The sequence below is a fragment of the Paenibacillus sp. PvR098 genome (genome assembly GCF_017833255.1).
In the GTDB taxonomy this organism is placed as follows: Bacteria; Bacillota; Bacilli; order Paenibacillales; family NBRC-103111; genus Paenibacillus_G.
The window spans coordinates 56,749-80,190 of record NZ_JAFIBU010000001.1; the positions used below are offsets into that span (position 1 = coordinate 56,749).

22 protein-coding genes and 1 pseudogene are annotated in these 23,442 nt (G+C 45.1%); 21 read left to right on the forward strand and 2 right to left on the reverse strand.

Annotated features, from left to right (window positions below; translation table 11 throughout):
• Positions 1–4 precede the first annotated feature (4 nt).
• From JOE45_RS23940 to JOE45_RS00335, 7 genes are all read left to right on the forward strand, one after another.
• Positions 5–1,336, forward strand: coding sequence for an Hpt domain-containing protein (locus JOE45_RS23940; protein WP_348632455.1), 1,332 nt, complete (start codon positions 5–7; stop codon positions 1,334–1,336).
• Positions 1,239–1,631, forward strand: coding sequence for an ATP-binding protein (locus JOE45_RS23285; protein ID WP_245246526.1), 393 nt, complete (start codon positions 1,239–1,241; stop codon positions 1,629–1,631). The genes JOE45_RS23940 and JOE45_RS23285 overlap by 98 nt, the downstream gene beginning before the upstream one ends.
• Positions 1,628–2,311: a methyl-accepting chemotaxis protein gene (locus JOE45_RS00315; protein ID WP_210022079.1), complete on the forward strand. Its 684-nt coding sequence runs from the start codon at positions 1,628–1,630 to the stop codon at positions 2,309–2,311. The genes JOE45_RS23285 and JOE45_RS00315 overlap by 4 nt, the downstream gene beginning before the upstream one ends.
• A gap of 80 nt (positions 2,312–2,391) precedes the next feature.
• Positions 2,392–3,216: a CheR family methyltransferase gene (locus JOE45_RS00320; protein ID WP_245246527.1), complete on the forward strand. Its 825-nt coding sequence runs from the start codon at positions 2,392–2,394 to the stop codon at positions 3,214–3,216.
• Positions 3,213–4,253 (forward strand): protein-glutamate methylesterase/protein-glutamine glutaminase, encoded by a 1,041-nt coding sequence (locus JOE45_RS00325; RefSeq protein WP_210022078.1) that lies wholly within the window; start codon positions 3,213–3,215, stop codon positions 4,251–4,253. The genes JOE45_RS00320 and JOE45_RS00325 overlap by 4 nt, the downstream gene beginning before the upstream one ends.
• A gap of 143 nt (positions 4,254–4,396) precedes the next feature.
• Entirely contained in the window at positions 4,397–4,705 is a 309-nt protein-coding gene (locus tag JOE45_RS00330) for a helix-turn-helix domain-containing protein (RefSeq protein WP_245246528.1), read from the forward strand.
• A 25-nt stretch (positions 4,706–4,730) separates the two neighbouring features.
• A complete protein-coding gene (locus JOE45_RS00335) occupies positions 4,731–5,231 on the forward strand; it encodes a helix-hairpin-helix domain-containing protein (RefSeq protein ID WP_210022077.1) in 501 nt (166 codons plus the stop codon).
• A gap of 605 nt (positions 5,232–5,836) precedes the next feature.
• On the opposite strand, the gene JOE45_RS00340 is transcribed toward JOE45_RS00335, so the two are convergent.
• A complete protein-coding gene (locus JOE45_RS00340; RefSeq protein WP_210022076.1) occupies positions 5,837–6,421 on the reverse strand; it encodes a hypothetical protein in 585 nt (194 codons plus the stop codon).
• A 724-nt stretch (positions 6,422–7,145) separates the two neighbouring features.
• On the opposite strand from JOE45_RS00340, the gene JOE45_RS00345 reads away from it, so the two are divergent.
• The 4 genes and pseudogenes from JOE45_RS00345 to JOE45_RS00360 all read left to right on the forward strand — a co-directional run bounded on the left by JOE45_RS00345 (position 7,146) and on the right by JOE45_RS00360 (position 10,771).
• On the forward strand, positions 7,146–8,408 hold the full coding sequence (locus JOE45_RS00345) for an L-lactate MFS transporter (protein WP_210022075.1): 1,263 nt from the start codon (positions 7,146–7,148) through the stop codon (positions 8,406–8,408).
• Between the two features lie 258 nt (positions 8,409–8,666).
• Complete coding sequence (locus JOE45_RS00350; RefSeq protein WP_210022074.1) at positions 8,667–8,864, forward strand: hypothetical protein; 198 nt, start codon at positions 8,667–8,669, stop codon at positions 8,862–8,864.
• A 174-nt stretch (positions 8,865–9,038) separates the two neighbouring features.
• Positions 9,039–9,329 (forward strand): annotated as a pseudogene (locus JOE45_RS00355) (isocitrate lyase); the annotation flags it as partial.
• Positions 9,330–9,439: 110 nt separating this feature from the next.
• Positions 9,440–10,771, forward strand: coding sequence for a DRTGG domain-containing protein (locus JOE45_RS00360; RefSeq protein WP_210022073.1), 1,332 nt, complete (start codon positions 9,440–9,442; stop codon positions 10,769–10,771).
• A gap of 287 nt (positions 10,772–11,058) precedes the next feature.
• Here JOE45_RS00360 and JOE45_RS00365 read toward each other — a convergent pair whose 3' ends face one another.
• Positions 11,059–12,087 (reverse strand): ABC transporter substrate-binding protein, encoded by a 1,029-nt coding sequence (locus tag JOE45_RS00365; protein ID WP_210022072.1) that lies wholly within the window; start codon positions 12,085–12,087, stop codon positions 11,059–11,061.
• Positions 12,088–12,620: 533 nt separating this feature from the next.
• Here JOE45_RS00365 and JOE45_RS00370 point away from each other — a divergent pair.
• The 10 genes from JOE45_RS00370 (at position 12,621) to JOE45_RS00415 (ending at position 23,399) form a co-directional block, all read left to right on the forward strand.
• The gene (locus JOE45_RS00370) at positions 12,621–13,541 is read left to right on the forward strand and encodes a LysR family transcriptional regulator (RefSeq protein ID WP_210022071.1); all 921 of its coding nucleotides are present in this window, start codon (positions 12,621–12,623) and stop codon (positions 13,539–13,541) included.
• Positions 13,542–13,578: 37 nt separating this feature from the next.
• Positions 13,579–14,898: a Rieske 2Fe-2S domain-containing protein gene (locus tag JOE45_RS00375; RefSeq protein WP_210021744.1), complete on the forward strand. Its 1,320-nt coding sequence runs from the start codon at positions 13,579–13,581 to the stop codon at positions 14,896–14,898.
• Between the two features lie 26 nt (positions 14,899–14,924).
• The gene (locus JOE45_RS00380; RefSeq protein WP_210021743.1) at positions 14,925–16,016 is read left to right on the forward strand and encodes a zinc-dependent alcohol dehydrogenase; all 1,092 of its coding nucleotides are present in this window, start codon (positions 14,925–14,927) and stop codon (positions 16,014–16,016) included.
• 15 nt (positions 16,017–16,031) lie between these two features.
• Positions 16,032–16,268 carry an NAD(P)-dependent oxidoreductase gene (locus JOE45_RS00385; protein WP_210021742.1) on the forward strand — a complete coding sequence of 79 codons (237 nt, stop codon included), beginning with the start codon at positions 16,032–16,034 and terminating at the stop codon, positions 16,266–16,268.
• Entirely contained in the window at positions 16,228–17,043 is an 816-nt protein-coding gene (locus JOE45_RS00390; RefSeq protein WP_210022070.1) for an ABC transporter ATP-binding protein, read from the forward strand. Before JOE45_RS00385 ends, JOE45_RS00390 begins: the two co-directional genes overlap by 41 nt.
• Positions 17,044–17,347: 304 nt before the next feature.
• Complete coding sequence (locus tag JOE45_RS00395; protein WP_210022069.1) at positions 17,348–17,890, forward strand: ABC transporter permease; 543 nt, start codon at positions 17,348–17,350, stop codon at positions 17,888–17,890.
• Between the two features lie 288 nt (positions 17,891–18,178).
• Positions 18,179–19,381, forward strand: a complete 1,203-nt coding sequence (locus JOE45_RS00400) for an ROK family transcriptional regulator (RefSeq protein WP_210022068.1) — start codon at positions 18,179–18,181, stop codon at positions 19,379–19,381.
• Complete coding sequence (locus tag JOE45_RS00405; protein WP_210022067.1) at positions 19,378–20,505, forward strand: extracellular solute-binding protein; 1,128 nt, start codon at positions 19,378–19,380, stop codon at positions 20,503–20,505. Before JOE45_RS00400 ends, JOE45_RS00405 begins: the two co-directional genes overlap by 4 nt.
• A gap of 72 nt (positions 20,506–20,577) precedes the next feature.
• Complete coding sequence (locus JOE45_RS00410; protein ID WP_210022066.1) at positions 20,578–21,660, forward strand: ABC transporter ATP-binding protein; 1,083 nt, start codon at positions 20,578–20,580, stop codon at positions 21,658–21,660.
• Between the two features lie 8 nt (positions 21,661–21,668).
• Complete coding sequence (locus tag JOE45_RS00415; RefSeq protein ID WP_210022065.1) at positions 21,669–23,399, forward strand: ABC transporter permease; 1,731 nt, start codon at positions 21,669–21,671, stop codon at positions 23,397–23,399.
• Positions 23,400–23,442: the final 43 nt, after the last annotated feature.

Genomic DNA, 23,442 nt, shown 5'->3' on the forward strand with positions numbered 1-23,442 from the left:
GAGAGTGAATCATGGAATTCATCGTTCTGAATTACTAGGTTATTTTCTCGTTGAAGTCGATGAACAATTAGTACTGTTGGAGCAGCAGATTCTTAAGCTTGAGAAGAACGGCGAATCGCCGGACATTATTCAAACCATATTTCGAGCCGCCCACACGTTGAAGGGCTCGTCTGCCGCCATGGGGTTCGAAGAAATGAAGCGGCTAACCCATGAGATGGAAAATATATTAGATCAGATTCGACATAAAGTGATGACGGTCACAGGACAGGTTATAAACGTTTTATTTCAATGTCTGGATGTATTAACAGCCATGAACACGCAAATAAAAAACGAAGGCATCAGCAATATGAGCATTGATGCGGTCATTAATCAACTGCAGCAATTAAAACCTAACGGGCACCATCCTCATCGTGCGGAGAAATCATTCAGTTCGGCGTCTTTGAGCGAGGAACACCGAACCGTCTTATCTGAAGCGGAAAAACAAGGCTTACACCGATGGATATGCGAAGTTGTATTTTCCGATCATTGTGAGATGAAAGGCGCCCGGGCATTCATTGTCCATCATCATTTGGAAGAATTGGGCATAGTGATTACAACACATCCTCCGTTGGAAACCCTAGAACAGGAAGATATCGATTGTATTACTTACTGCGTCATCTCTCGTCATGAGCAAAGTGTGATCGAGGAAAGAATCCATGCGCTTATTGATGTGAGTCAAGTGAAAGTGATTCCAGTACAAACCGAAAACGCGGATCGGCCCAATGAAAAGCAGATAACCGAAATCAATATCCCGGCGTTAAACTCAAAAAGCTTAGACACACCTAAGGGGGACGAATTCAGGAGAATCGGACAAACCATCCGAGTCGATGTGGATCGTTTGGAAAATTTAATGAACTTGGTCGGAGAATTGGTCATCGATCAAACCAGAATCGCTCAAGTCGGGACTGTATTACGGGATATGGTCGCAGCTGATGCCGATGAAACTTTGGACGAGTTGGACCAGATATCGAATCACATTACCCGGATTGTCGGCGAGCTTCAGGGAAGTGTAATGAAAACGAGAATGCTTCCCATCGAACAGCTTTTTAATCGCTTTCCCAGGACGGTACGGGATTTGACTCAGGCCTTACATAAAGATATCGATTTTATCGTTGAAGGAAAAGAAACGGAACTGGACCGTACGGTCATTGAAGAAATTGGCGATCCGTTAATCCACCTGATCCGTAATGCAATCGATCATGGCATCGAAGCTACGGAAGTACGGAGACAGAGGGGCAAACCGCTCAAAGGCACCGTTCGGATTAAAGCAACCCAACCAAGTCGTTTTAACCATTGAAGATGACGGAGCCGGTATTGAAGCTGAGAAAATAAAGCAGTCGGCCATTTGCAAGGAACTCATCACTACCCAGCAAGCGGATTCAATGAGTGAACAGGAACTCATTCATTTGATTTTTTTGCCCGGATTTTCTACCGCCAATGCCGTTAGCGACATTTCCGGCCGAGGTGTTGGAATGGACATTGTAAGGAATCATATTGAAAAACTAAATGGGCTTATTGACGTAGAAACGAATCTGGGGCAAGGAACGAAGTTCACGATCAAACTGCCGTTAACTTTGGCTATTGTGCGGTGACGCAAGCTACTAAAGAACAAGCAGCGGGAGTACAAGAGGTCATTGGCGGTGTGGTGAACGCCCGTGAACAGGCGCGACAAATTACCGTTGCTACCGGCGAACAGGCCAAGCAAGCGGAAGGTATTGTTCTCGCAGTAGAAAACGTAACTAAACAAGCTGAAATGGTTACTGTGGGCACGAAAGAACAGGCACAAGGTGTGGAGGAGATTATCAAGGGAGTCGCCAACGCGCGGGAGCAGGTTCGTCAGATCACTGTCTCTGTCGGAGAGCAAGCGAAGCAGGGAAAAGACATTGCATATTCAATGGAAAATGTAACGAAGCAAGCGGAAATGGTAACAACAGCGACCAAAGAACAAGCCCAAGGGGTTGAAGAAGTCATTAAGGGGATTGTCAATGCGCGGGAGCAGGTTCGTCAGATCGCAGCAGCTGCGGTACAACAAACCAGACAAGGCCAGGATATGGTTAAAGCGGTGCAAAACGTAACCAAGCAAGCTGCCGATGTGAGGGAGGGAACCAAGGAGGAGCTAAAACAAATGGAACGGTTAAATAAGGGCATGACCGGAACCGAACGAGTGATGCTCCAGAACATAAGGGACGTTGAACAGACTGTGGCCGTGACCAGGGAGCTTGTCCAGCAATCTTCTGCGATCCAAAAGTCACTTGCAGCATTGCAGCCGTAAACTATTTTTTCTAATTCATTAACACCATTGGAGAAGTACATTGACGACTTCTTCAATGGTTTTTTCAGGAGTGAAATGAAATGGATAATCAACTTGTTCAGATGCAGGGTTCATCTTTACGTCTTTTGGCCCAAATGATTTATGACTTCTGTGGAATCCATTATCTAGACAATCTTCCCGGACTGGCATCCAAAATTTCACGGAGGCTATCTGCGCTGGATATGTCTTGTTGGGAGTATACGGAATATCTGCGGCAAGTCACTCGTGAGTGGGATATCCTAGTCGAACATATCACTATTAACGAAACCTATTTCTTTCGGGAAGAGGGGCACTTGAATGAGTTGCGGGATTCCATTATAAATTTGTATAAGAATTCTCAAGGCCTTAAGATATGGAGCGCAGCTTGTTCTACTGGAGAAGAACCATACAGCATCGGAATGACGATGGCCGACTGCGGGAAACTGCCGCTCGAGTCAATAAACATTATGGCCTCCGATATTAACAGAAAAGTTCTTGGTATTGCGGAAAAAGGATGGTATCACAAAAATTCTTTGTGCTTTCGTAGAACCACACCCGAGCAATTAGAGAAGTTCTTTGATAAAGAAGGCGATGGGTACGAGGTAAAAAGCCATATTAAAGATCTAGTGGAGTATCGGCAGATTAATCTTTTGGACGAAAAACAAGTAGAGCTGGTTGGGGAAGTGGATATGATATTCTGCCGCAATGTACTTATTTACTTCGATTCAGCGACGATAACGAAAATACTTACACGGTTCCACTCCTTATTAAAGCCAGGAGGCTTTTTGTTTCTTGGGCATGCGGAAACCATCCGTGGCATGAACGGCTTTTTTGAAACGATTAACGCCCAAACCACTTTTTACTATAAGAAGGGAATAACCATATGAAAAGGTACGGAGTTTTAATCGTGGATGATTCCGCGTTTATGAGAAGGGCGATTAATCTCTTATTTGACATGGACTCTGATTTTTTTGTTGTAGGAATTGCCCGGAACGGGGAAGAAGCCATAGAAAAGATAAGGCGCTTAAAGCCCGATGTGGTAACCATGGACGTGGAAATGCCGGAAATGGATGGAATTAAAGCACTAGAACATATTATGAAATCCGATCCGGTTCCCGTAGTCATGTTAAGCGTTCAAACCGGGGATGAAACGGCATCCACTCTTAAAGCATTGGAGCTAGGAGCCGTTGATTTCTTCCTAAAATCAAACTTAATACAAGATGTGGATAATCAGGATACGATCCGTGATTTTTTGGATCGAGTGAAAGTGGCTGCGGGCGCAAATATAGCGAGGCAACAAGCGATAGTCGATGATCATCATGTTGACCAATTGATTCAAGGAAAACGGGTTGTGTCTATGGATTTGGTGATTATCGGATGCTCAACCGGGGGGCCTTCCGCGTTACAGTCGATCCTTCCGCGATTTCCATCTGACTTTCCTGCGGGAATTGTCGTTGTACAACATATGCCACCGGGTTTTACTAAGCCATTAGCCGACCGGTTTGATCATATTTGCAACCTGACGGTGAAGGAAGCTGAGGATGGGGATATCGTGGGTCCAGGGACCATATATATCGCCCCCGCTGGTTCGCATCTGATTTTCCAAAAAACTAGCGGGATGGTCCAACTGAAAATCCAATCAGAGGTTGCAGAAAAACACCTGTATAAGCCTTCTGTGGATGTCACCCTTGGTTCAGCGGCTCCCATTTATGGAAATCGGCTTTTGAGTGTGATTTTAACGGGGATGGGGATCGACGGGTTACACGGATGCGGAGAGGTCAAGGCGCGCGGGGGGCGGGTGATTACGGAATCAGAGAATTCCTGCGTTGTCTATGGCATGCCGAAGGCTGTCTATGAAGCAGGATTAGCGGATAAACAAGTCCTTTTGAATCATGTATATCAACACATCATTGCTGAAATATAGACAGGCCATCAACAGAACGAATAGGTCGTTTGAAGATCTTCTTGTAAATATCTCGAGAAGGTCTTTCTTTATTATTAATGAGATGTATTTCCAAAAAACGCTTGACTCAAACTATAATCAGGAATATTAAAGACGTATCCAGATTGGCCGGTGTTTCACTCAGTACCGCTTCCAAAGTCATTAATCATGAAGGCAATGTGAAGCCTGAGCTTCAAGATAAGGTTTGGAAGGCCGTGCATGAACTGAATTATCATCCGAACGCCGTAGCAAGGAGCTTGAAATCATCCACTACGAATACATTGGCGGTTCTTTTTTGGGCAATATTACCAATCCGTTTTGCTTTTTGGGGAGGGAGAATTGCTTATTTTTCCGACCCGGAAAATAACCTTTGGGAAGTTGCTTGGAATCCCACGGCCATTTTTGATGAACGAGGGGCGATGATATCATTTTAAAATAAAGAGTAGAGAGGTGATATCCATGAAAAATCCAACCCCCAAGCTTCCCATAACTCCTGAAGAAAGGTCGAATTTAAGAACTTTTAAAATTAAACTAATGGATATTGCTCATATAGATGCAACCGAACTATCCCAATGTCTGCAATGCTCATTTCAACGAGCAAAATATCTTATCGCTTTGGCTCAATTCCAAATGATCCCCTCCATCGGTCCGAAAGTAGCTCAATGGGTGACCGAATTAGGGTATTATTCTCTGGAGGAGATAAAAAATGAAGGTGGTGCGGACTTAATTCAACGCTTGGAAGAACATTTCGGATATTGGGAGGACCCTTGTGCGGAGGATGCTTTACGTTGTATTGTATATCATGCCAATCATCCTGGCAGTGATAAAACCTGGTTTGATTTTACATCCGAAAGGAAAGCATATCGAGAGAAGCATGGGTATCCTGCGACTAGACCCACGGTTCCTTGGTATGAGAAGAAAAAACTTCATACCGAGGGATGGGGAACAAGAGTTGAATAAACCATCAAACAACAAGGAGACTGCCTCGGGCAGCCTCCTTGTTGTTTAGTAAACTCATGACGAAAGGCTAAATAGTGATTACGGATGAAAATTGCTGCTCCTTTATGGTAAAACAGTACATAGATTTCATCTTCGTTCTGTTCTACAATGAAAGCATGGCGCAAGCTGCTAAGCTTTTAAAAAGAACCGTAAGGGGAGAAACCCTCATGGAAGAATTGAAGTAGTAGTGAATGTAGTATTATCCTGCTTAAATAACGTCTTGGCGATCGCCCCCCAGATAGTGTACAGGAAAGCGATCGCCGCTTTAGAGTCTTTAAATTCTAGTCCCGTGGGATAAGCCCCCACTTTATAAAATCTTATTGTAGATTGGAATCCTCGTTCTGGTTTACTGTATTTTCAGTTCCTGTGTTAGTTTAAAGCTCGGAGGATAATGATTCGATCTGCTGCTGCTGCTGTTCGTTATTTGGTGCAGTTTGCTTTGCAGCATTGAGTGCATGTTGGATTGCATTCTGATCATTGCCAGCCATTGTGCTTTCACCCCAAGGTGTTCATATTTTATTAGAAAAAAGCGGGTTTCTCATGAGGCCCGCTTTTTTATGATTAGATTAACGGAATGTGCTTTGTCCAGCCATAGACATTCCAAACCCATTGACAGGAGCAGAAGTAGCATAGCCTCCGCCAAATTGCGAAGAAACATTGTTTACATTATTATAAGCTGCTTCATTCCCACGAACGCCATAACCGAAGGAACCGTAATTGGCTTCGTATCCTGCCCCGCCTTGCTGTTGAGCCGGGTACAAGGAATCGCCGCGAAGGCCTTGGTCATGGCCTGGCTGGTTGCCACGGTAATTTTGCATATGGTATGCTTCGGCAGAAGGTTGGCCTTGAGCATAGGATCCTTGTCCAAAGGAAGAACCGAAGTTTTGGCGTGAGATGGAAGACCCGATGCCTTGACCTGCAAAGGAGGATCCGAATCCACCGTTTACAGGAGCGGAAGTTGTAAAGCCGCCGCCAAATTGTGAGGAAACGTTATTTACATTGTTATAAGCTGCTTCATTTCCACGAACACCGTAACGGAAGGTGCTGTAATTAGTTTCGTATCCAGTTCCCCCTTGCTGTTGAGCCGGGTAGAAGGAATCGCCACGTAGACCTTGGTCATGGCCCGGCTGGTTACCACGGTAATTTTGCATATGGTACGCTTCAGGAGAAGCACTGTTACCCATTTGCATTTGTTGCTGATTTTGGCCATAAAAGGATTGAACATTCCCAATTGGCTGATATGCCTGAGTTCTTTGAAAAGTTGAGCTTCCAAAGGGAGAAGTGCCAAGGTTGTTTTGGAACTGTTGATTATACATTCGATTTCTCCTTTATTTAATTTATTAGTCTTCAAGAAGTGAATAAAACACCTCAATTGAAGCCTTGATTAGGTTTTGCAGATTCCGATTTTTTTATGTTTAGAATAATAAAGTAACAAAGGATAAATCAATCTTTCATAAGAATCCCCTGAGCGGCGCTCAGGGGATTCGAACAACATGAAGGATTTTTCATGTACAACCATATAACAGTATGACTCCAATATTTGATCCTATACCAAGAATTTTTTCAGAACGGGTTATGACAAAGATTCGTAATCAAGAACAAAATGTATTGCCTTGTATACGGTTGCATGTTAGACTAATAAAGCAAAATATTTGTCGAAAATAATAACGATAATGCTTGGTGTGTCAACAGCGTTCCTGTTTACCGTTAAGCCCGATTCGGATGAACGAATGACATGCTGGTTTTAACGTAGCGTTCCTGCGGTTATACTAGTGTCACAGATCCTGTCCAAAGATGATTACCAACCATGGACAGGTGTTTGTGATGCTTTTTATTTTTACATCAATTGGAATTTGAATGAAGAGGGTGTAGGGTATGAGAAAAGTTAAAAATCGTTGGTTGATTGCAACATCAGCAGTAGGAATCCACATCTCCATCGGATCAGTTTATGCTTGGAGCAATTTTACCAACCCGCTGATTCAACAGTTTGGCTGGACAACTAGTCAAGTACAGCTTACGTTTAGTTTAGCGATTCTGTTTCTAGGGTTGTCTGCGGCTTTTATGGGTCACTTTGTGGAAAAACACGGTCCACGTAAGGCTGGTTTGGTTGCCGCAATCTTTTTCGGCGTGGGGACTTTCGGCTCCGGATTTGCGGTGAACATGGAATCGCTCAGCTTGTTGTACCTATGTTATGGCGTTCTCGGCGGTATTGGCCTGGGCGTTGGCTATATTGCGCCCGTGTCCACATTGGTCAAGTGGTTTCCGGATCGTCGCGGGTTGGCTACGGGTCTTGCGATTATGGGATTTGGATTTGCGGCCGCGATCAGTAGTCCGATTATGAATTCCTTCATCCAGACGATGGGTGTGGCAAATACGTTTTATATCTTGGGAGCTGCCTATTTTTTGGTCATGACGGTATCATCCTTGTACCTTGAAAGGCCACCTGAAAATTGGATGCCGGCAGGATTTGAGCAGAAAGTGAAGGCTTCAAAATCCCGATATACGGACCTCTCTCAGCTTACGGCGAATGAAGCGATCAAGACGTCCCGTTTTTATTACCTTTGGATCATGCTGTTTATTAACATAACGTGTGGAATTGCCATTCTTTCCGCAGCAAAGCCGCTTGCCCAGGAGAGCATTGGGCTGACCGCGGCGGAAGCAGCGACCCTAGTCGGGATTCTGGGTCTTTTTAATGGTTTAGGACGTATCGGTTGGGCAAGCATATCAGACTATATCGGACGTCCTAATACGTACACGACGTTCTTTGTACTGCAGATCATTCTGTTTGCTCTATTGCCGCATACGACAGGAGCTCTAATGTTCCAAATCATGCTGGCTGTAATATACACTTGCTATGGTGGAGGTTTTGCCGCAATCCCCGCGTTTATCGGTGATTTATTCGGAACCAAGCAGCTTGGAGCGATTCATGGTTACATATTAACCGCTTGGGCGGCGGCCGGATTGGCAGGTCCGATGTTTGCAGCATGGATGAAAGATACGACGGGAAGCTATGCCAGCAGCTTGACCTTCTTCGTAGGCTTATTCGTAGTAGCGTTCATCGTTTCTCTTTTAATTCGCAAAGACATCCGCAGATTGAGGGAACAAGCTGGATTGATACAAGAGAGACAGGCTTCTTAGGAAAACAGAGTGAGGTTTATATAGAAATACCGCTGTAATGAAAAAAGAGACAAGCCGTTCGGTGTTTGATGCCCGGGCGGTTTTTTTGTCTTGAAAACACACGACCGCTTGCTGCTGGTTAAATCTTGTTGAGTTTACTGTTATACAATAGATCACTATATTGATTTTATGTTGCAAACAAATAGTTACTGTTATATAATAAATAAAATTAAAACGAATTGTAATATTATAAAAAAACATTCGAAGGGAGCGTTAATCATGAATAGTACGGCTTTGTCAGTAGAGTTTAAATCAAGACAGATCCGGAAATTGCGTGTGCTTGAATCGAAGAAAGATGAAACAAGAGGAACGGTAAGTACGGAACATGATGAGCTTGGAGAAACGGTTTTTTATGAGCTATCCCCTATTCATATGGCCTTGTATTATGCATTCGATCCCGAGATGGATATTTCATAAAGCACTTATACAGATTTGAAGTCCGCCATAACATGGCGGGCTTTATTATGTTTTGATCATTTTTTAACTGTTATATAACAATAAAAAAATAAAAAACAATATTTAACATTAAAAAACTATATATTATAAAATATATATAAATTAACAAACTGTACTATAACAATTAAATAGGAGGAGCTCGGAAAAATGGGTTACAAATTCCAATTTGTTACCTTGGCTGGATTCCATGTGCTTAATCACAGTATGTTTAAACTTGCTTATGATTACAAAGATCGCGGCATGGCAGCCTACTCCGAGTTCCAACAAAGTGAGTTTTCCAGCGAGTCCAAGGGTTATGAGGCGACGCGTCATCAACGCGAGGTGGGAACAGGGTACTTCGACGAAGTATCCCAGGTGATAGCAGGAGGGACTTCTTCCACCACGGCACTGACAGGCTCGACCGAGGAAGAGCAATTCGCCCATTGACGTGAATAGATTGAAGTGACAGCACTCTTAGCATCAGGGTGCTGTCTTTTTTTGTTAAGCTATTATATAATTGTCTAAATATTATAGAACAGTTCAGCGAGGTGCGGAAGATGAGCTTGGACAATTCTGAACTCAATACGAAGCATGAACAAATTACCAAATACATTGAGTCTTTAAGCGTAGGCACGAAGCTGTCCGTACGGAAAATCGCTCAAGAGCTGGAAGTAAGTGAAGGGACCGCGTACCGTGCTATTAAGGAGGCGGAAAACACCGGACTGGTCAGCACTAAAAGACGAATCGGCACCATCCGGGTGGAAAAAAAAGAAGAGCTTCAGATTGATAAACTCACCTTCGCGGAAATCGTCATGGTGGTGGAAGGCGTAGTGCTTGGCGGTTCTGCAGGGATACACAAGACGCTGAATAAATTTGTCATAGGCGCGATGCAGCTTGAAGCCATGCTGAAATATATTGAACAAGGCAATCTTCTTATTGTTGGAAACCGTGTACAAGCGCATATGTGCGCGTTAAGTCAAGGCTCCGGTGTATTAATCACTGGAGGATTTGATACAACCCCCGAGGTCAAGAAGCTTGCAGATGATTTGGAGCTTCCGATTATCGGGAGCAGCTACGATACGTTTACTGTTGCTGCCATGATTAACCGGGCCATTGAGGATCGATTAATCAAAAAACAAATTCTAATCGTGGAAGATATCATTCGAAAAGATACGCCGGTTTACTCCTTGCTGCCGACAAATACGGTAAAAGATATGGAAAAACTAGTTGAGCAAACGTCTCATACTCGCTATCCTGTTGTGGATGAAGATCGGAAGCCGATAGGAATCATAACGACAAAGGACATCATCGGGGCGAAGCCTAACCAGCCGATCGGAGAGTTAATGACGTTAAATCCGCTCGTGATTAGCACCAAAACATCCGTAGCTTCCGCAGGACATACGATGGTTTGGGAAGGCATAGAGCTGCTTCCGGTCATTGATTCGGATCGAAAAATGATCGGGGTTATCAGTCGTAAAGATGTTATGAAAGCGATGCAGTACATGCAAAAGCAGCCTCAAAATGCGGAAACTTTTGAAGTTCAAATCAGCGCGGGCTTTGAAGAGCTGAGGAACGCGGAAGGAAAGCTATACTTTAAAGGTTCCGTGACACCTCAAATGACCAATTATGAGGGGATGGTGTCGGAGGGAGTCCTATCTACCCTTATGATTCGAGCCGCGTACCGTACGGTACAGGAGCATAAAAAGGGTGACTTGATCATAGACAGCTCCTCCAGTTATTTTCTCGTGGCATTACAAATCGACGATGTGATCGAGATCGTTCCCACGATCATTGAATTAAGCCGAAGATTTTGCAAGATCGATTTGGAAATGACGTGCAATGGCGTTAGAGTGGCGAGATCCATGGTCACAGCACGTATATTACAATAAATGAAGTTTCCATTGTATGTTTTGCTAATAATCTATATAAAAGCTTATACAAAAAGCATTGGCTCCGCGCTGCGGCGCATACCAGCCAATGTTTTTTAGATTGTGGGGATAACAAAGGCCAAGTCGGTTTTGGTCAGTGCAAGGATATCTGATCTCACAATAACCGGTTAATTTATAGAATTATTTTTGATACAAAAATAACCTAATGGCTTAGTTAAGCGTTAGGTTATTTTAAATTGGTGTAAGCACACTACTACTTAATAACATATTTTTATTTAGTTACTTACTTAATTTGTCATATAAAATCTTTCATCGATCACTTTTTCTACTGGCAGATCATTTTTAATTGATCCGGTTTCCTTCACGGCATTGATTGCCCATTTTATGCCTTCAACATTAATTTTCGCTTGGTCCGGAAAGGAGTCTTTTACAAAATCCAGCGATTTCGTTGCAATTTCTTGATCCATTCCCATAGAATCGATAGCAATTTGTATTGCTTCCTTACTATTGACTGGATCCTTTATAAACGCGATAGCATCGGCTGTAGCGGCCATAAACGCGCGGGCGACTTCCGGCTGTTTTTGGATTACTGTTCCGCTGGAGGAGATTACAGTGTGATTATAATTCTGCAGTTCATCACTTAAGTTTACAAAACGTTTCATTCCGGCTTGTTCACCGTTGATATCATTGGGGGGTTGGAGAACAGTCACTTGAACTTGCCCGTTTCTCAGCGCGGCAAGACGGGAAGGTGTTCCTCCTGCTGAGATCATTCGAATATCTTGATCCGGTTCAAGTCCATTTTCCTTTAACCACCAACGCATAATAATATCCACTCCATTACCTGGTTGTAAAACAGCTGCTGCTTTCCCCCTGAGGTCTTCTATTGTATTGATTTCGGGGGATACGAATACGGAATATAATGTCTGATCGCTTAAGGAACCGATAATTTTCATATTTGCGCCTTCATTTACTGATGTCATGATGGACTCGGCTAAACTGGCAATAAATTGAAAATCGCCGGCTTGCAAACCGCGCAAAGCAAGGACTCCTCCTTCAATTTTTCGTAGGTCCACTTCAAGGTTATACTTTTCAAACATTCCTTTTTTTTCAGCTACATATAAAGGTAAAAAACTAGTAGTGTTGGAAACGATGGCTACGCTTATTGGAGTAAGTTTGTCAGGTTTAGATTTGTCCTCTTGTCCACCGCTGGTTGCTTCTGGGATAGAAGTTGTCGTTTTCGTGCCGCAACCTGATAAAACCGTTACAAATACCATTACGATTAACAAAAAAATGGATAACATCTTTTTATTTCCCACGATACTCCTCCTAATAAGATGATTTAGGGTACCACATATCCCGATCCATTCGTTACACTAAGAAACTAGAAATCAGCTTAATGTAAAATAACCCCCTTTATTAAAAGTTAATTATTTATAAAGCGCTTTCAGTATAAGCTTATATCTTTAATCTGTAAAATTAATACTTTCTATTCAAACTTACTAGTAGATAAGTTAAAAACTATTCAACAATTAGTTAAAATTTATGTTTATTGCGGCGTTTCTTTCTAGCCTTGCTCTCATTATCTTATTTCGTAATCCTCTGTTGTTATACAGTTAACCCGTGTCCACCCCTTGATCTGATTACGTTATTATTTGTTTGTCCTGGGGAGGTAGCCCCTTATTATGTCAGGATTTACCATGCAATTTGATTCAATATTTCAATGAATGCGATTGACAAAATGTTTGCTAACTTATTTTTTGATTAGAAATAATCTATTTCACAATAAGGATTTATTAAATTAAAATCATTTGTAAGCGCTTATAACGGGTGAAGGGAGTGGATAAAATTTGTGGATTTAAAAAATGTTCAAACCTTCCTCCATATTGCACGGGAGTTAAGTTTTACTAAAGCGGCTCAATTACTTCATCTAAGCCAACCTTCTGTAACGGCAAGAGTACGTGCGTTGGAGTCCGAGCTGGGCAAGTCTTTGCTTATTAGACAACATCGCAACTTACATTTGAGCAAAGAGGGTGAAGCGTTCATCCCATTTGCGATGCAGATACTGGAAGTAGAAAAAGCTGCGGAAGAAAAATTAAAAAGCCTTAAAAATGCGCTGCAGGGAAAAGTCACTATAGGCTCGACCACTAGCTGCTCGCTGTATCTCCTACCGGGAATTTTAAGTAGGCAGTTGCAAAAATACCCTCAAATTGAATTTCAAGTTGTTACGGGAGATACTTCCAACATCACGGAATTGCTTCTGCGGAATCAAATTGATTTGGGCATGGTCTCATCGGATGTGAAAAAGAAACAAATTAAGCAGATCAACTTATGCCTTCACGATTTTGATTTGGTATGCGGCGCTAATCACCCCCTTGTTAAAAAGGGGAACGTATCTATTGAAGAGCTGGTTGAAATGCCGTTTGTCACCTACGAACAGAATTCAGACGTATGGAAAAAAATAAAAAAGCTCTTCGCCCAGCACGATGCTTCCCCCAATGTGGTGATGCAATTAAATCAGATTGAGGCGGCTAAAGAGATGGTTCATGCCTCCTCATGCTGCATGGGTATGTTTCCGCATCTCAGTGTGAAGCGTGAATTGTCTCTAGGGCGACTAGTGAAGCTCAAGGTCAAGGAGCTGGAAGTCATTAAACAATATTCGTCCATGATTTATATGGAAAAGAAAGAATTTTATCCTTTGATGGAGCTGATGATCAACACCTTTTTAAACCATTTCAATCCGGATTCATCTCATATAAAGACTACAGGTTAATGAATACCAAAATAAGTTGTCACGAGGAGGAGCGCATATGTTATCAAGCGAAGAGAATGAATTATTGACTAGAACCGGTCCGGGCACACCAACAGGAGAGTTATTGCGTCGTTATTGGCTACCGGCCATGATTTCCGATGAGCTTCCCCATCCGGATTGTACACCGGTTAGGGTGAAGCTGCTCGGGGAGCAGCTGCTGGCGTTCCGGGATACGAACGGGAATGTCGGTCTGATTGATGAATTTTGCCCGCACCGCAAAGTTTCTCTGTACTATGGAAGAAATGAAGAATGCGGCCTTCGCTGCGTTTATCATGGCTGGAAATTCGATACCAGCGGACAGTGTGTAGATATGCCTTCGGAGCCCCCGGAAAGCAGTTTTAAGGATAAAGTGAAAATTACATCGTACCCATGCCGGGAGCGGGGTGGTGTCGTATGGACGTATATGGGACCGCCTGAGCTTATGCCGGAACTGCCGGAATTGGAATGGGCTTTGGTTCCTGACAGCCACCGTTATACGACCAGAAGAATACAGGAGTGCAACTACTTCCAAGCGATTGAGGGGGGACTGGATTCGAGTCATATCTCTTTTCTTCATCGCAATTCAGGCGGTCAAGGGTTTATGGGTACGAAAGCATATGATAAAAGTTCGGCTCCATCCTATTTAACCCATGATACCGCCCCGAAATTTGAAATTGAAAAAGCGGATTACGGAATGATGGTTGGGGCCAAACGTAACGCAGACCCCGGACACCTGTATTGGAGAATCACCCAATTTCTGATGCCTTTTTACACGATGATCCCGCCTTTTGAGCATGCTCCTCGCGGTGCTCATGCCTGGGTTCCGATGGATGACGAACATGTCTATACCTGGAACATCAACTGGAACCCCCTTCGTGCGCTGACGGAGGAAGAACGGGATATTTTAAAGCAGGGCCGGGGCATTCATATGGAGCTTATCCCGGGTACGCTGAGACCGGTACAAAATAAGGATAACGAGTACCTGATTGATCGCGAGCAGCAAGCTTCGGGTAAATCGTTCACCGGAATCAAAGGAATCGGCGCGCAGGACAGCGCAGTACAGGAAACGCAAGGAACGATTGCCGACCGCAGCGTGGAAAGATTGGGCACAAGCGATGCAGCGATCATTGCTGCCCGAAGAATTATGCTGCAAGCGGTGAAAAATCTGCAGGAGGGAATGGAGCCGCCCGCTCTTGACCCTAAATCCCATCACGTCCGCTCCGTATCGCTTGTGCTTCCGGAGGGAGTGGCTTTCCAAATCGGCGCAAAAGAAAAACTGGTTACGCAGCCGGGCGATTACATTGATGTAGAATCTGTGCAGCAATCGGATGCTGTTTAATACAGTCTTGAAGGGAGACGATATCATTGATAACAGCGACTGCTGCCGTTCAGATCGGCGCTTTGACGACGGAAATACGGGAATTTCAACTGCCGGACATTGCGCCTGATGCGGGTCTGCTCAAAGTGGAGTTATCCGGCATATGCGGAAGCGATTGGCCGGATTATAAAAAGGATGAAGGCCCCCGGATTCTCGGGCATGAGGTCGTGGGACGAATCGTCAAGATGGGCAAAATGGCAGAAAAGCGGTGGGGTTTAAAGGAGGGTGATCGGGTAGCCCTTGAGGAATATTTACCCTGCGGTTATTGCGATCGATGCAGAACAGGGGAGTTCCGCCTATGCGATTTTACGGATAAATGGATGGGCGGAATACGGTATGGCTCGACGAATACAACCATCGAACCGTCGTTATGGGGAGGATACAGCCGATATCTTTATCTTCATCCGAATTCAGTTTTCCACAGGGTTCCTGAACAGGTTCCGGCAGAAGAGGCAGCGCTTGCTCTCCCGTTAGGAAACGGAATCGAATGGACGGTAAATGAAGGCGGCGTGGGCATAGGCAAAACGGTCTTGATTCAGGGTCCCGGACAGCAGGGCTTGGCTTGTGTCTTGGCTGCGAAGCAGGCCGGTGCGGATTTGGTTATCGTGAGCGGACTTACGGCGGATAAAGAACGGTTTGAAATTGCCAAGCGTTTCGGCGCCGATGTTACGATAGATGTCTCTGCCGAGGATGTAAAGGAACGAATCCGAGAGGTTACGGCAGGAAAAATGGTCGATGTCGTTATCGATGTGGCCTCCGGAGGTCCCTCAACGGTTACAACCGGAATAGATGTTGTGAAAAAACGAGGCACGGTGATCGTAGCCGGCAAGAAAAATACAGAGATACCTCATTTCATGAGCGATGTCCTGGTATCCAAATATGTGGCCCTCAAAGGAGTTCGGGGTCACAGCTACGGTGCGGTGGAGCAGGCTATTCAATTTATGGCCTCCGGTAAATTTCCTCTTCATGAGCTTTGCACGCATACATTCAGTTTAGATCAGGTGGACTTGGCGCTCAAAACGGTTGGGGGACAAGGAGTGCCGGGAGCGATCCATTGCTCTATCGATCCGTGGAACTAGAGGGGGCAGACTCCATTGACAGGTAAACAAGAACAAGATGTCGATCTTTCGTATTTTAAAGGGAAAACGGTAGCCATCCTTGGATATGCCGATCATGGCAAGGAGCATGCTCTTAAACTAAGAAATAACGGAATTAACGTTGTGGTGGCCTTAAGGCATGAAGTCGCCTCGACGGGTTGGGTGGAAGAGGGCTTTAGGGTCGTATCTGTATATGAAGCGGTTGACGAAGCGGATGTCATTCAGGTGTGGTAATTTTAGTGAAACCCAACGCTCTGCAATCCTAGAGTTTGAGAATATTAATGTCATCTATAATGCTGGTAATCCAAATGAAGTACACGCTTTGAAAGAAGCGTCGGGACAAATTCAAGAAGGTGAATTCATATCCATTATTGGTCCAAGCGGTTGCGGTAAAAGCACCTTACTTCATACGTTGGATGGTCTTATCAAACCGGTTTCGGGCTCAGTAAGCATTAACGGCCACAAGATCGATGGTCCAGGTGGAGAAAAGGCAATGGTTTTTCAGGATTTTGCTTTAATGCCTTGGCAAACGGTATTTGAGAACGTTGCATTTGGCCTAAGGATTTCAGGCAAATCCAAAAACGATATGAAAGATCATGTCATGCATTTTATTAAGATGGTCGGACTTGATGGTTTCGAGAATAAATATCCTCATCAATTGTCCGGGGGGATGAACCAACGGGTAGGGATAGCTAGAGCGTTTGCTGTTGAGCCTAAGATTCTGTTGATGGACGAACCATTTTCCGCAATAGATGAACAAACCCGCGAAATTATGCAAGAAGAGGTTCTGAAAATCATGTTGAACGAAAAAAAGACCGTAATATTTATTACCCACTCCATTGATGAAGCTGTGTTTTTGTCCAGCCGCATCTTTCTTATGACCGTCCGTCCGGGAAGAATAATAGCTGACTTGAAAATAGATATTCCTTATCCCAGAACGCTTAAAACGAAGCTTCTTCCAGAATATCAAGAATACAAGAATACTAATCGGTTATTTGGAATCACTTAAAAGCTGAGGTTACCAGACAATACGAGAAAGGAGAGGCGTAATGTCTAACACAGTTTTGGTTAATAATCAGTCACTGAGCATAAAACGCAAAAACTTATAACTACATCCAGCCGTTTCTTATCCTATCATATGAATTGGTACTATTTTTATTATATGGGAATTGACCGGGCGATTAGGGATTATCGATCCGTTCATGTTCAGTTGGCCTAGTAAAATTTTTGTGGAAGTATGGAGTTTTACAATAAACGGTACATTGTTTCAGCATTTATATATAAGCGGTATAGAAGTTGGAATAGGGTTTGCCATGGCTTTAATCGGAATACCTCTTGGACTCATGTTAGGTTATTGGAGAAAATTAGAGTACGCAACTGATCCTATTATCATAGCCTTGTATACAACGCCTACCGTTGCCCTGACCCCACTGTTTGTATTATGGTTCGGACTGGATATTTTATCTAAAGTGATGATGGTCTTTCTGATGTCAATCTTCCCGATACTAATTAATACCATGGCCGGCGTAAAAACAACGGAACCTTCACTTATCAAGGCCGCTCGTTCCTACGGTGCTTCTGAGTTCCAAATGTTCAAAGAAGTCATCTTTCCTTCAACGCTTTCCTATATTATTACCGGTATTCGTTTGGCCATCGGACGGGCATTAATTGCCGTTGTGATCGCGGAAATGCTTGCCGCCAATCAAGGGATTGGATACGCTATCCGCCATGCATCCGAGCTTTTCCGAACATCGGAATATTTGGGATACGTCGGTGTTCTCATGGTCTGTTCCGTGATTCTCACCCAATTGCTAAAAATGGTGGAACGTTGGATCGCGCCTTGGCGCCAGCATTAATGAGTATACGTGTACCGAATTAATTACATTGAATTGATTCCTTAAAGACCGTAAATTAACAAAACATAAAAGCGGAGCAGCACGGCTTAGTTTCAAGCCGTGCTGCTCCGTTTTTCTTCATGTTCCTTTTTATATAGAAGCCTATTTAACGGATATAATTGGACAGCTGCACGCATAGACTTTTATTGAAACGGCGCTTCAACTTGCATAATTCACAACGATGGTATATTGACCATGTCAACAACACTTTGTTAGTCATTTTGACAATCAAAGGAGGTGAACAAAGTTGTGCTTGGTCGTGGTCAAACCGGGAACACCAAGTTGGTGAAACAAATCAATCGTGAAGGGATCTTGCAACAGCTCAGGATACATAAGCGCATGTCCCGGGCGGATTTGGCCAAAACGACGGAATTGAGTCGTCCTTGTGTTTCTTCTATTGTAGACGAATTGATCAAGGAAGGTCTCGTCCATGAAGTAGGCACCGGGGAGTCCAAGGGAGGCCGCAGGCCCATTTTACTGGAGTATAATTTTCAGGCCTATGGCGTCGTGGGTGTGGTTTTCGAAGGAAGCATGCTGCAGATGTCTATCGCTAATCTGAAAGGCGAACTCACGTCCCACTACCGGGTACGCCTGGAACAACCAGTGAATGGCGAAAAGGCTATACAGGCCCTAGAGCAAGGGTTGTTGGCTCTCCTGTCACAAAGCAGCTTTGACAAATCAAGACTGCTTGGCGTTGGCTTGGGACTGCCTGGGATTACACATCGCAGACAAGGCACGATCAGCTATGCGCCCAGCACAGGATGGATGGATCTTCCTGTTCAAAAGGAAATGGAAGAACGTTTGGGACTGCCGGTGATTCTGGATAATGACGTCAACATGATGACATTAGGAGAGTTTTACAAGGGGGTCGGGTCGAAAGTATCCCATCTTGTCTACATGTATGTAGGCACAGGGATCGGTGCGGGCATTATTATCGATCGTCAGCTGTACCGGGGGATTCGCGAGGCAGCCGGGGAAATCGGCTATATGATGGTCGGCTCCGAGGAGAATAGACTTCACGGAGAATATGGGGTGTTTGAAAGAAATTATTCCGTAACGGGGATTTATGAGAAAGCTAAAGCGCTGCTTCCTGCCATGATCGACAGGGATCATGTGATTAAGCAGCTTGTGCAGCTATCCGATCAAGGATCGAAAGAAGCGGGTGAACTGCTCGAGAACGTGTATCGGCATTGGGCCTACGGGATCGCCAATATGGTGAGCGTGTTGGATCCGGAGCTTCTGATCCTAAGTGGGCAAATGATTCACATCGGCGACAAGGGCATTCAGGCCATATCTGCTTTACTCAGGGCATGGGTACCGTACGTCCCGGACATCCGCTTGGCTAGGCTGGGCGATAAAGCCGGAATTATCGGAGCGGTTCACAGCGTGCTGGAAGCTTTTCCGGCTGCACATATCCATAGGATATCCAAAAGGGAGGAGTTATCTTTATGAAAAGTTCAGGAAGAAATGTGTTCAAAGGGGTTACGGCCCTTCTGCTTGCGTTGATCATGATCGCTCTAGCCGCTTGCGGGGGTACTGCGCCACCGCCGGCTGCTCAGCCAGCCCCCGCAGAGAAGCCGGCAGAGAACAAACCGGCAGATCCCCCGAAAGCTCCCGACAAACAAAAATTGGTGATCTATACGGCTCGTGATAAGACGGTGATCGATGAAATTATTCCGAAGTTTAATGCTCAGAATCCGAACATCGAAGTAGAAGTTTTGACCATGGGCGCTCAACAAATTATGGAACGTGTGCGCGGGGAAAAAGCCAATCCGCAAGCCGACTTCTGGTGGGGAGGCACCCAATCCGCCTTGATGACCGCGGCGAATGAGGGCTTGCTGGAAAGCTATAAACCGAGCTTCGGCGGCAATATTCCTGACTTGTATAAGGACAGCCAGGATCGTTGGTACGGTGAAATGCTGCTTCCGGAAGTCATCATGTACAACTCCAAAGCATTGAAGACAGAAGATGCGCCGAAAGATTGGGATGATCTGCTCGACCCGAAATACAAAGGGAAAATCATTATCCGCGGCGTGCTGGCATCCGGTACGATGAGAACGATCTACTCCTCCATGATCTTTAAAGAAGGAGGAGCAACCGATCCTGCCAAAGGCTACGAGTGGTTGAAGAAGCTGGATGCGAATACGAAAGAATACGCCCAAGATCCGACCAACCTCTATCTCAAGCTTGCCCGTGAAGAAGGCACTTTGTCCTTATGGAATCTGCAGGACATCTTGATCCAAAAGCATCTGAAAAACCAACCATTTGACTATATTTATCCGGCAAGCGGCGCACCGATCCTGGTTGATGGCGTAGGCCTCGTCAAAGGCGCTAAAAACAGTGAAGCGGCTAAAAAATTCTACGAGTTCCTGTTCGATCCGAAGCTGCGTGTGGAATTGGCGGAAAAATTGTTCCAAATCCCAACCCGTACGGACATTAGTAAAGACACCATGCCGGAATGGCTCAAAGGAATTGAGTTGAAGCCGATGGACATCGACTGGAACATCATGGCCGAGAAAGAAAAAGAGTGGATGCAGCACTGGGATGAGAACATCAAAGGTAAAGGCGGTAAGTAACCAAGAGGCAGGTTTATACATTTTCGGGCGGAGGCTGACTCCGCCTGATCGTTCAACGGGGGAGGAGCCGTCTTGATCGACGTTACACTGGACCATGTAGGTAAAATGTTCGGAAATGTCAACGGAGTAAACAATGTAGATATCCACATTAAACCCGGTGAATTTTTTACTTTCCTCGGCCCGAGCGGCTGCGGGAAAACGACAACGCTGCGCATGATTGCTGGATTTTATTTCCCCAGCTCAGGACGGATTTTATTCGGAAACCATGATGTGACCCGCCTGCCTCCCAACAAAAGAGAAACAGGTATGGTTTTTCAGAACTATGCGTTATTTCCGCACATGACCGTATTTGAGAATGTGGCCTTCGGCCTTCAGGTGCGTAAACGATCAAAGCTTGAAATTGCGGAGCGTGTGGAGCGTGCCTTGGGGCAGGTTCATTTACAGGGCTACGGCAGCCGCCGCATCGATCAGCTTTCCGGCGGACAGCAGCAGCGGGTAGCGCTTGCCAGAGCTCTTGTCATTGAACCGAAGATTCTGCTGCTGGATGAGCCGCTGTCCAACCTGGATGCCAAATTAAGAGAAGAAACCCGATTGGAAATCAAGAGACTGCAAATGGAGCTGGGCGTTACCACCATTTATGTCACTCACGATCAGGCTGAGGCGATGGCAATGTCGGATCGGATTATGGTGATGCAGAGCGGTGTCGTTCAACAAATTGGAAGTCCTGAGGAAATATATAACCGTCCCTTGAACCGTTTCGTCGCTTCCTTTATAGGAGAGTCGAATTTGTGGGAGGGTACGCTTGAAAGAATCGAAGGGGAATACGCTTATGTTCGCATTTCGCCGGAGCTTGTCTTATGCGGTCATGCGGCGAACAAATCGCCTCTATGCGATTTAACGACGGGCGGGAGAATCACCGTTTCCGTTCGGCCGGAATCCATCCGTGAAGCGATGCCCAAAGAAGCGGGGGAGGCGAATACGGTTCAAACCAAAGTCGTTATTTCCGAGTTTACGGGCGTCAGCGTTAATTATTTGACGGAAATCGAAAAACAATCGTTAAAAGCCATGTTTGTCAATCAAGGACACCGCGTCCGGCTTCGGGGCGAGCGGCTAGCGGTGCATATACCTGTAGAAAGTGTATACCTTTTGGGGTAGGTGAAGCTATGAAGCCGGAACACAAAGCATCCGTTCGTCCTGCTAATACCTGGAGTGCCATGACTTCGTCGCCCTATTTCGTCTATGTGCTGATTTCGCCCTTATTTCTTGTTTTATTGGCTTATGTGATTTATCCGCTTTATCAAACCTTCATTCAAAGCGTCCAGATCGAAGAGCAATTTTCATTGCAAAACTATTCCAGGTTTTTCAGTCTGGAGCATACCTCCAATCTAGAGGCACTATGGACCAGTATTTACATTTCCGTGCTTAGCGTCATCACCTGCGCAATCGTCGGAGTAACCATGGCATTCTTGCTTGAACGTTATGAATTTCCAGGCCGAAAAATTCTCATGGTTCTGGCCATGGTACCGATGGCGCTGCCCCCTTTGGTTGGAGTATTATCCTTCACCTTTCTTTATGGGGAGAGCGGAATCATTCCAAGATCGCTTAAATTATGGTTTGATCTGGAACAGGTGCCATTTTCGCTAAAAGGCGTCTGGGGCGTACTCATGGTACATACCTTCACGATGTACACGTATTTCTATATGACGGCCTCCGCCGCCATCAAAGGACTCGATCCGTCTCTGGAGGAAGCCGCAGCAAGCTTGGGGGCCGGTCGATTGCTGATTTGGCGCAAAATTATTCTGCCGATGCTGACCCCGGCAATGGTCGCTTCATCGCTGCTGGTTTTTATGGTTTCGATGGCCTCGTATACCGCTCCGTTGATCTTTGGTATTGACCGGACCATGACGATGCAGATTTATTTGTCCCGGACCAACGGAAATTTGGATATGGCAGCTACCCAATCCACCATATTATCGGCTGTGTCGATCATCTTTTTGTTTATCATGCGATGGTATCAGAGTCTCAGAACCTACCAAAATATGAGCAAAGGCATCAGCGTCCATCGGACGGAGATTAGCCGGCCTCTGGTGAAGTACATCTCCATGGCACTTTCTTTTGTCGGCGTCGTTATTTTGATGCTGCCTATTCTCGTGCTTGTGCTCATTTCATTCTCTACCGACGGCACCTGGACAACGCAAATTTTGCCTCCAGAGTACACCTTACAACACTATAAAGATCTGTTCACGGATAGCAAAACGTGGCGTCCGATCGCCAACAGCTTTCAGATGAGCTTTATCGCCACCATCGGCAATGTTCTTTTTGGCGTTGCTGCTGCTTATGCCATGGTGCGCTTGAAGTTTAAAGGCAAGACGCTGCTCGATATGCTGATCATGATGCCTTGGGCGCTGCCGGGAACGGTCGTAGGGGTGAATCTGATCGCTGCTTTCAGCCAGCCTTCGATCTTTAGCTTTAATCAGGTCCTGATCGGCACGTTCTGGATTCTTCCACTGGCTTATTTTGTCCGCCATTTGCCGTTGGTGTTCCGTTCAACATCGGCCACATTGATGCAAATGGATCCTTCCATTGAAGAGGCTGCCCGTAATTTGGGGGCTACTTGGTGGTACAGCTTCCGCAGAGTAGTGACTCCAATGGCATTAAGTGGAATATTGGCCGGAACCTTGCTGGCTTTTGTTACGGGCATTGGCGAGTTCGTATCCTCCATCCTGATCTTCACGGCGAGAACTACGCCGATTTCTGTAGAAATATTCCAACGGATGTATGCGTTTGAGTTTGGTACGGCTTGCGCCTATGGGGTACTGCAAATAACCTTGATCATTATCGTGTTGTTCATTTCAAGAAAGCTCACGGGCGATAAAGCGGGCACAGCGGTGTAAGGTGTCGACAAAGATGAACGGTGGTTACCGCGCGAAGAACACC